Below are 6,974 nucleotides of genomic sequence, written 5' to 3' on the forward strand. Positions count from 1 at the left end.
ATGACGGCTTGGATTTCAGGTTCTCTGGCACTAGATTCATTCCTCTGTTAGACCAGATCTTTGCGCTCTTGACAACCCCTTGCCGGTTACACATCCACCGTCTTACCAGCGGTTATTGAGAAGTTACGTCACAATCAGCAATCCACAGGCCGTTTCTGTGGCCCGAGAGGTTAGTAAGTGAGTAGGTTGGGTTAAACGAAGTGAAACCCAACGATAGACTTTGCTTTATTAGGTTATTCCAGTGCTTAACGAAATCCTCGGCGCTGAAGAATCGTTAGGAATAGTTATGATTGTCGTAGGTGATGTCTCACCCTATATAGCGAAAACTCTATGACCAACTTAACCGTTTCCCTTCCCGAGGCCCTTACAGCCTATCTACAAGAGCAGATCGCAGCGGGTCACTACGATACTGCCGACGCTTATATCCAGGCCCTCATTCAACAAGACAAAGCCCGCAAAGAGCACCTCGAACCTCTCCTGCTCGAAGGGCTCGCTTCTGGGGAGGCAACGCCTATGACCTCCACAGACTGGGAGACTATTCGTGCCGCTGTTCGCCAAAACCACAGCGACAGCGACAGCGCCCAAAATGGCTAACCTGGTCAAGCGCCCCATCGTTATTCAAGACCTGATTGCCCATGCCACTTACATCAGTCTTGACAATCTCGATGCGAGCGATCGCTTTCTACATGCTGCCGAAGCTACATTTCAACGCATTGCCGAATTACCTAACATAGGCAGGTTGAGTGGGTTTAGCAATCTTGCGATCGCTCAAATCCGTCAGTACCCTATTAAAGGCTTCAACAAATATATTATTTTCTATCAAATTCACCCTGAGACAGTGGAAGTTATTCGAGTTCTTCACGGCGCTCAGAACCTTGAATTTATTCTAGATAACGACCAAATCTCGTAGGCAAACCAACGAAGAAACCCGGTTCCTAGCCATACTGAACCGATGCTCTAGGGCTGTGACTGAGAATGCTAGGTAGGCATGATTGTATCCAATGAGCGTTGCTGCACCAGCACCAAAATCGAACCTGCGCCTCGTAGGAGAGCTGTGGGCCGTGCTGTAAGGTATATCGTGGCAAGAATACTGACACATCCTAAAGACGCCACCCAAATTTCAGGGGTCACGACTCACCCACGACAATAACTACATGCCAACGAGTACTCTGCCAAGGTAGTATTGACAGTAAGTAGGTTGGGTGAAACGAAGTGTAACCCAACATTAGGCTCATCATCTAAGTTAGGTTCTGCGATCGCGCTACCCAACCTACGCTGCTACAATAGCTACTATGACTGCGAGCATTGAAGGCATAGGTCAGAAATTCTCTGAAGACCAATTTGAGTTTTCTAAGCACGCCGTTGATCAATCTATTATGCGTCAGGTTTTGGTTCAGGAGGTTCGAGAGGCAATCGCAGTCGGTCAAGTTATTGAAGACTATCCAGATGACAAATATGGGCCTAGTTGTTTAATTCTGGGATTTACACAAACACAGCAACCTCTTCATATTCAATGTAGCTATCCCTCACGGCCACTTATTAAAATCATTACTCTATACGAGTCTGAAGCCGACAAATGGAATAGCGACTTTACGATAAGGAGATAGGCTAGCGATGGCAACTGAATGGCAAGAAACCCTGGTCGAAAAGCAGGTCACCTATACCCTACACCTCAACGGTCAGATTATTTTGATCGAAAATGTGCCCGCTCGCGTCAACGAAGAAACAGGTGAGCAGTTTTTTTCTCCATCAACTGTAGAGCGCTTACAGCAAACAATCTTAAATCAACAGGAGCCGGATCATTTCGTTCAGGTTCCTGTTTACAACTATTCAAACAGCGCAGCATAGGAGTAGCGTAATGGACAATGGATTAGGCTGCATAACTAGCTTTGTTGGGTTCCTCTAGGTGCCACCTAACCTACTGCTATGTCCCCAAATTCAGGGTATGGCTCTGTCTCAGTCTCTCTTCATCAACGATCAAATTGTGGCGCTGCTTCAACGAGCGCTGGATCTTGAAGCCCAGCGACAGAACCAAACAAAGATTCTGCAAGAAATTCATCTGACCACCAAAGGTCGCCGCTACCCGACCCGTGTGGCCTGTCAGTTTCAGGGCAAGACCGGGCAAATCGTTCTAGATCAAATTCGCACCGTAGATAAAACTCGCCTGGTCAAGCCGCTGGGGCAGATCAGCCCCGACGAGCAAACCCTGGTGCTAGAAACCCTGGCCGAAATGGTTGCCGAGTAGTGGGCCCGTGCCAGCAAACTTAGAGATGCTAGGCACACAACGAAAACTCACTAGGCCTAGCGTCAATCCCCCTGTTATTATCGATGGTGCAACTTTTGAAATTGATCAATCGTCCGGATTTTGGGCATAGAGATATGTCTTGAATAATAGGACGGGATCAAGGCGATCGCGTCCAAAAGTTAAAGCCAACAGAATAGCCGACAGCCAATAGCTCTTCCCCCTATGACTTCTCAGCTCAAACACAAGCTAAAACACCGGATTCTGCTGTTCTGGGCCGCACTGCTGGCGGTGGTGATGCTGGGTGAGCCCGCGATCGCCTTGCTTCCGCCATCGGTGGTGCCTTGGGGGGCTGAGCCAGGGGAGATTACGCCGATTCCTGAGAGCTTTCAGAAAATCCGGGGTGTGTGGCTGACCACCAACGATATGAATATCCTGCGGGATTCCTCTCGGGTGCAGAGCGCTATGGCCGAGTTGTCTCAGCTCAACTTCAATACGGTCTATCCTGTGGTCTGGAATTCGGGCTATGCCCTGTATCCCAGCGTGATCGCCCAGCGAGCCGGAATCCCCTACATTCATCGAGGCGCTGCCGGGCAGGACATTTTGGCGGACGTGATTAACCAAGCTCACCATCAGGGCTTGTTGGTCATCCCGTGGTTTGAGTTTGGCTTGATGGCTCCGCCGTCATCCGAGTTGGCGCTGGCTCACCCGGAATGGCTGACCCAGCGCCAAGACGGTAGCCAGACCTCGGGCAGTGCGGCGGGGGAAGTGATGTGGCTCAACCCGTTTAAGCCGGAGGTGCAGCAGTTCATCACCAGTCTGGTGGCCGAAATCGCCGCCCGCTACGACATTGACGGCATTCAGTTCGACGACCACACTGCCCTGCCCAGCGACTTTGGCTACGACCCCTACACCCGGTCGCTATACCAGCAGGAAACCGAACAGCCGGTGCCCAGTAACCCTCGGGACCCGGCCTGGATGCGCTGGCGGGCGGACAAGATTACGGACTTTGTGGCTCAGCTCAACCAGACGGTGAAACAGTATCGGCCCCAAGCGATCTTTTCTGTGTCTCCCAATCCCTACGACACGGCCTACAACTCGTTTTTGCAAGATTGGGTGGGCTGGATCAACCGTGGACTGGTGGATGAGCTGCTGGTGCAGGTCTACCGCTGGGACATGAACAGCTTTACGGATCAAATTCTGCGGCCCGAAATTCAGATGGCCCAAACGCAGATCCCGGTGGGCATTGGCATCCTGACTGGGTTACGCCATCGCCCCATGCCAATGTCGATGATTCAATCCCAGGTGCTGCGATCGACGGCCCAGGGGCTAGGGGTGGCTTTTTTCTATTACGAAAGCCTCTGGTACGACGCGCCGGAGCCGGTGGCAGAGCGTCAAGCCCGCTTCCAGGATTTGTTCAGCGTGCCAGCGCCCCGGTTTAGCCTACGATGAGCGACTGACTCAGCTCCAGCGAGAGCTAACTATTTACTTGTATCAAAAAGGTCTCCTATCCATTGGTAAGGCCCATAAACTGGTGAATATAGGCAGCGGTTGTGATCTACCGAGAAGGTAGGGTTCGCATTATCTCTGTTAGGCGAGCACGACAGCAGGGGTGGAACGGTATGAAGGCGGAAGCGTTTGACCAAAAGTTTGACGAGGGCCAGGAGGACATCATTGATGACCTCGATCTGTCTCAGCTCAGACGCCCTGGCTACGAGCAGCGGCGCATCGATGTCGATTTCCCAGTCTGGATGATTGAGGCGCTGGATCGGGAAGCACTGCGGTTAGGGATAAGCCGCCAGTCAATAATTAAGGTCTGGATTGCTGAGCGGTTAGAGCATGTTTAGAAGAGCTGCTTTTTATGCAATACCAAGACATCATCACTATTGAACCTGGCAAGCGCGGCGGCAAGCCCTGTATTCGGGGTATGCATATTTCGGTTTACGATGTGCTGGAATATTTGGTTTCTAGCATGACCTACGAGGAAATTCTGGAAGACTTTCAATACCTCACCCAGACCGATATTCTAGCTTGTCTAAGTTTTGCTGCCAGTCGCGATCGCACCGTCCCATTCAATTAGCCCACAGACAATCAACTAAGCTTCTTTAGATAGAAATCTCAAAGACAAAGCCAATGACTCAACTTAGTACCCTAGAAATACCCGATTCTCTCTACACCCAAATTCAGGGTATGGCTCTCTCTCAGTCTCGCTCCATTAACGAGCCAATTTTGACGCTGCTTCAGAGAGCGCTGGAGATAGAAACCCAGCGGCAGAGCCAAGCGAAAATTCTGCAAGATATTCATCAAACGCGATGGAGACCTTCTGCGATCGCCCCCGACAGCGTCACCCTCCTACGAGAAATTCGGGGATATGATGAGTGACCCCACTCGCTGCGTGGTTGATGCTAGCGTTGCCATTAAGCTTGTCATTGAGCAAGAATTGTCATCCCAAGGCAAAAATTTTAGTCTAGCGGCGGAGTCAGCCATGGTTCAGGATATACGCTACGTAACCGATGAGTCGGGTAAAAGAGTCTCGGTCTTGCTGGATTTAGCAACCTATCATCAGCTAACGGCTACCCATAATGACCCTGAGTTGCTCACAGGCCTAAGCAATGACGAGTTAGTCGCCCTCGCAGAAAGCGCCCTATCGCTAGACGCGCAAAGCCAGCTCCATGATTTACTGAGCCGTAATGCAGAAGGAGAACTTTTAGCGGACGACCTGACTATCCTCGATCAGCTGTTGGCACGGGTGGATGACCTCAATGTCCTCAAGGCTAGAGCCCGCTACACTCTAGAACACCTGAGCCAGCTAGCCTCGTGAGTGCCTATATTCCTAGCGCCATTCAAAAGCAGATTCGCGATCGCTTTGCCAACTGCTATGCCTATTGCCGTACCGCAGAGGCGTTGACTGTCACTACCTTTGAGGTTGATCACATCGTGCCGCTCTCAGCGGGTGGCGCTACCGTTTTTGAGAATCTCTGCCTGGCCTGCCCTACGTGCAATCGCTACAAGGCCAATCGCCAAACGGCCATAGACCCAGAGACCCAGGCCATCACCCCGCTTTTTCATCCCCAGCAGCAACGCTGGACTGACCACTTTGGCTGGAATGCTGAAGCCATTGAGGTAGTTGGGCTGACGGCGATCGGGCGGGCCACCGTGGCTATGCTGAAGATGAATCGCCCTCAGATGACTCGGGTGAGAAAAATGTGGGTCAAGCTGGGTGAGCACCCGTCTGATGTTAGCTAGTACCGCAGCCATTTGGTGAGCACACGCATGGGTCTGCCGGTGTTGGGGTCGTTTTGGAGTTTGCTCCAGGCACGGGCTTCGGCAAAGCCGAGGCGATGGAGGATTTTGACCACCAGATCGATGCCAATCGCAGAGCCAATGAGGGTGATATGGATAGGTTCGCGGCTGGGCTAGGTGGGGGATGGGCTGCCGGGGCTTCGACTGTGCTCAGCCGAACGAGGGGCGCTGTAGATTTCGCTGTTGGGAATAAATTCTTCTGACATGGACTTGTCCTTAATGTTGTCTTTTGCGACCACAAGGAGAACTATAGCGGATGTTGTCGGAGTAGACAACATTTACCCCTTCGCCATCCTTTGGGACGATCAAAGGCATGGGAAGGGCAAATCAGGCATTGAAGCAGGTTCTAGAGACTCACAGCATTAGCCAAAATAAACTGGCGGTTGCTTTGGGAATTGATCGCTCTGCGGTTTTTAAGTGGGTACACGATCAGCGCGAGCCATCTTCAGAAACGATTGTTGAGATTACCCAGGTGCTCAAAACCCTGAACCCCTTGGCGGCTAAGGAGTTTGTGCGGCTCTACCTGGGCAATATTGTTGAGGATGACACGGCTAGCGAACGATAGACAGGGCGCGATTGCCTCACCGCCCCAGTACCGTTGAAACGATAACGGTCACAGTAGCAGCGGCAATCAGGCTAAAGGCGAGTTGCACAACCCACTGCGTTGCCTTCTGATAGTTGTCAAACTTCTGGTTAAATTCGTTATTTTTTTGGTTAGCCTGCTCAACCTCCTGGCGCAGCTCCCGCACTTCTTCGAGAATCTGCTGCGCCTGGGTGGGATTGGCGTTAAGGTCGTCGGTGGCTTGGGCCATAGCTGGGTGAGGGGTGTTTTCTACTATGTTACCCAACCTCATGGCCAGAGCATTGCGGGTTGAATTGCCGCTCCTAACGTGCTCTTGCTTCTGGGGCAGATGCGCCGCCCAGCATTCCCTCAGTGCTCAGGTCTTCGTCCAGGGCTTCCCAGTGGATGCCGTAGCCGCCGCCGCAGATTTCCCACTGGGCGAGTTGCTGGGGCAATGCGTTCAGCAGTCGCGGATACCAGACTAACGGCACTGCGATCGCGCAGCCATCCATTAGCTCGACGCTGATGGTGTCTTCCGTAAAGCGAACATCCTTCACCCGCTCATCCACAGGGAACACCTCGGTTAGGCTCCCAGCAGGCGATCGACTTTGTTCTCGATGCTGTTGAGCTTTCGTAGAACGGTGGGGCGATCTTCGTCCAGAGAGGACAACAGATTAATCACGCTCTCTTGCAGCGTGGTCAAACGCTGGATTGCGTCATCCACCCGCTGCATCCCGGCGTAGAACTCGTCACGGGCTTCTTCGCGCTCTAACCGAGCTGCGGCCATGGCTTCTAGAATGGCTTGGGCTGTGCGGGCATTGCTCTCAACCAGTTGACGCAGTTCTGGATCTGTCATGGGCGCTGGGC

Annotated in this window: 15 protein-coding genes; 12 read left to right on the forward strand and 3 right to left on the reverse strand. The window is 52.2% G+C overall.

The genetic code is table 11. The features are described from left to right. Positions 1-330 precede the first annotated feature (330 nt). The 12 genes from IQ254_RS28430 (at position 331) to IQ254_RS28490 (ending at position 6,110) form a co-directional block, all read left to right on the forward strand. A complete protein-coding gene (locus IQ254_RS28430) occupies positions 331-594 on the forward strand; it encodes a type II toxin-antitoxin system ParD family antitoxin (RefSeq protein ID WP_193969517.1) in 264 nt (87 codons plus the stop codon). Next, positions 587-910: a type II toxin-antitoxin system RelE/ParE family toxin gene (locus IQ254_RS28435; protein ID WP_193969518.1), complete on the forward strand. Its 324-nt coding sequence runs from the start codon at positions 587-589 to the stop codon at positions 908-910. The genes IQ254_RS28430 and IQ254_RS28435 overlap by 8 nt, the downstream gene beginning before the upstream one ends. 382 nt (positions 911-1,292) lie before the next feature. After that, positions 1,293-1,607, forward strand: coding sequence for a DUF4258 domain-containing protein (locus IQ254_RS28440; RefSeq protein ID WP_193969519.1), 315 nt, complete (start codon positions 1,293-1,295; stop codon positions 1,605-1,607). Between the two features lie 7 nt (positions 1,608-1,614). Continuing rightward, entirely contained in the window at positions 1,615-1,848 is a 234-nt protein-coding gene (locus IQ254_RS28445) for a YgiT-type zinc finger protein (RefSeq protein ID WP_193969520.1), read from the forward strand. Between the two features lie 97 nt (positions 1,849-1,945). Continuing rightward, positions 1,946-2,245 (forward strand): type II toxin-antitoxin system PemK/MazF family toxin, encoded by a 300-nt coding sequence (locus IQ254_RS28450; protein ID WP_193969521.1) that lies wholly within the window; start codon positions 1,946-1,948, stop codon positions 2,243-2,245. Between the two features lie 222 nt (positions 2,246-2,467). Then, the gene (locus IQ254_RS28455; RefSeq protein ID WP_193969522.1) at positions 2,468-3,694 is read left to right on the forward strand and encodes a glycoside hydrolase family 10 protein; all 1,227 of its coding nucleotides are present in this window, start codon (positions 2,468-2,470) and stop codon (positions 3,692-3,694) included. A gap of 170 nt (positions 3,695-3,864) precedes the next feature. Beyond that, entirely contained in the window at positions 3,865-4,089 is a 225-nt protein-coding gene (locus tag IQ254_RS28460; RefSeq protein ID WP_193969523.1) for a CopG family transcriptional regulator, read from the forward strand. A 14-nt stretch (positions 4,090-4,103) separates the two neighbouring features. Then, positions 4,104-4,322, forward strand: a complete 219-nt coding sequence (locus tag IQ254_RS28465) for a DUF433 domain-containing protein (RefSeq protein ID WP_193969524.1) — start codon at positions 4,104-4,106, stop codon at positions 4,320-4,322. Between the two features lie 53 nt (positions 4,323-4,375). Beyond that, positions 4,376-4,624 (forward strand): hypothetical protein, encoded by a 249-nt coding sequence (locus tag IQ254_RS28470; RefSeq protein ID WP_193969525.1) that lies wholly within the window; start codon positions 4,376-4,378, stop codon positions 4,622-4,624. Then, positions 4,614-5,063, forward strand: a complete 450-nt coding sequence (locus IQ254_RS28475; protein WP_228041189.1) for a hypothetical protein — start codon at positions 4,614-4,616, stop codon at positions 5,061-5,063. The genes IQ254_RS28470 and IQ254_RS28475 overlap by 11 nt, the downstream gene beginning before the upstream one ends. Then, a complete protein-coding gene (locus IQ254_RS28480; RefSeq protein ID WP_193969527.1) occupies positions 5,060-5,488 on the forward strand; it encodes an HNH endonuclease in 429 nt (142 codons plus the stop codon). The genes IQ254_RS28475 and IQ254_RS28480 overlap by 4 nt, the downstream gene beginning before the upstream one ends. A gap of 370 nt (positions 5,489-5,858) precedes the next feature. After that, entirely contained in the window at positions 5,859-6,110 is a 252-nt protein-coding gene (locus tag IQ254_RS28490; protein WP_193969528.1) for a helix-turn-helix transcriptional regulator, read from the forward strand. Positions 6,111-6,126: 16 nt separating this feature from the next. Here IQ254_RS28490 and IQ254_RS28495 read toward each other — a convergent pair whose 3' ends face one another. The 3 genes from IQ254_RS28495 to IQ254_RS28505 all read right to left on the reverse strand — a co-directional run. Continuing rightward, on the reverse strand, positions 6,127-6,357 hold the full coding sequence (locus tag IQ254_RS28495; RefSeq protein WP_193969529.1) for a hypothetical protein: 231 nt from the start codon (positions 6,355-6,357) through the stop codon (positions 6,127-6,129). Positions 6,358-6,430: 73 nt separating this feature from the next. Further along, positions 6,431-6,676 carry a DUF2442 domain-containing protein gene (locus IQ254_RS28500; RefSeq protein WP_313887596.1) on the reverse strand — a complete coding sequence of 82 codons (246 nt, stop codon included), beginning with the start codon at positions 6,674-6,676 and terminating at the stop codon, positions 6,431-6,433. A gap of 14 nt (positions 6,677-6,690) precedes the next feature. Beyond that, positions 6,691-6,974, reverse strand: a 284-nt coding sequence (locus tag IQ254_RS28505) for a hypothetical protein (RefSeq protein ID WP_278000404.1), incomplete at its 5' end; no start/stop codon positions are given.

The sequence above is a fragment of the Nodosilinea sp. LEGE 07088 genome (assembly GCF_015207395.1).
Classification (GTDB): domain Bacteria; phylum Cyanobacteriota; class Cyanobacteriia; order Phormidesmidales; family Phormidesmidaceae; genus Nodosilinea.

Excerpts from the sequence above, each read along its gene's own strand:
- IQ254_RS28430 (WP_193969517.1), top strand. The coding sequence starts at position 331 with ATGACCAACTTAACCGTTTCCCTTCCCGAGGCCCTTACAGCCTATCTA.
- IQ254_RS28435 (WP_193969518.1), top strand. The coding sequence starts at position 587 with ATGGCTAACCTGGTCAAGCGCCCCATCGTTATTCAAGACCTGATTGCC.
- IQ254_RS28440 (WP_193969519.1), top strand. The coding sequence starts at position 1,293 with ATGACTGCGAGCATTGAAGGCATAGGTCAGAAATTCTCTGAAGACCAA.
- IQ254_RS28445 (WP_193969520.1), top strand. The coding sequence starts at position 1,615 with ATGGCAACTGAATGGCAAGAAACCCTGGTCGAAAAGCAGGTCACCTAT.
- IQ254_RS28450 (WP_193969521.1), top strand. The coding sequence starts at position 1,946 with ATGGCTCTGTCTCAGTCTCTCTTCATCAACGATCAAATTGTGGCGCTG.
- IQ254_RS28455 (WP_193969522.1), top strand. The coding sequence starts at position 2,468 with ATGACTTCTCAGCTCAAACACAAGCTAAAACACCGGATTCTGCTGTTC.
- IQ254_RS28460 (WP_193969523.1), top strand. The coding sequence starts at position 3,865 with ATGAAGGCGGAAGCGTTTGACCAAAAGTTTGACGAGGGCCAGGAGGAC.
- IQ254_RS28465 (WP_193969524.1), top strand. The coding sequence starts at position 4,104 with ATGCAATACCAAGACATCATCACTATTGAACCTGGCAAGCGCGGCGGC.
- IQ254_RS28470 (WP_193969525.1), top strand. The coding sequence starts at position 4,376 with ATGACTCAACTTAGTACCCTAGAAATACCCGATTCTCTCTACACCCAA.
- IQ254_RS28475 (WP_228041189.1), top strand. The coding sequence starts at position 4,614 with ATGATGAGTGACCCCACTCGCTGCGTGGTTGATGCTAGCGTTGCCATT.
- IQ254_RS28490 (WP_193969528.1), top strand. The coding sequence starts at position 5,859 with ATGGGAAGGGCAAATCAGGCATTGAAGCAGGTTCTAGAGACTCACAGC.
- IQ254_RS28495 (WP_193969529.1), bottom strand. The coding sequence starts at position 6,357 with ATGGCCCAAGCCACCGACGACCTTAACGCCAATCCCACCCAGGCGCAG.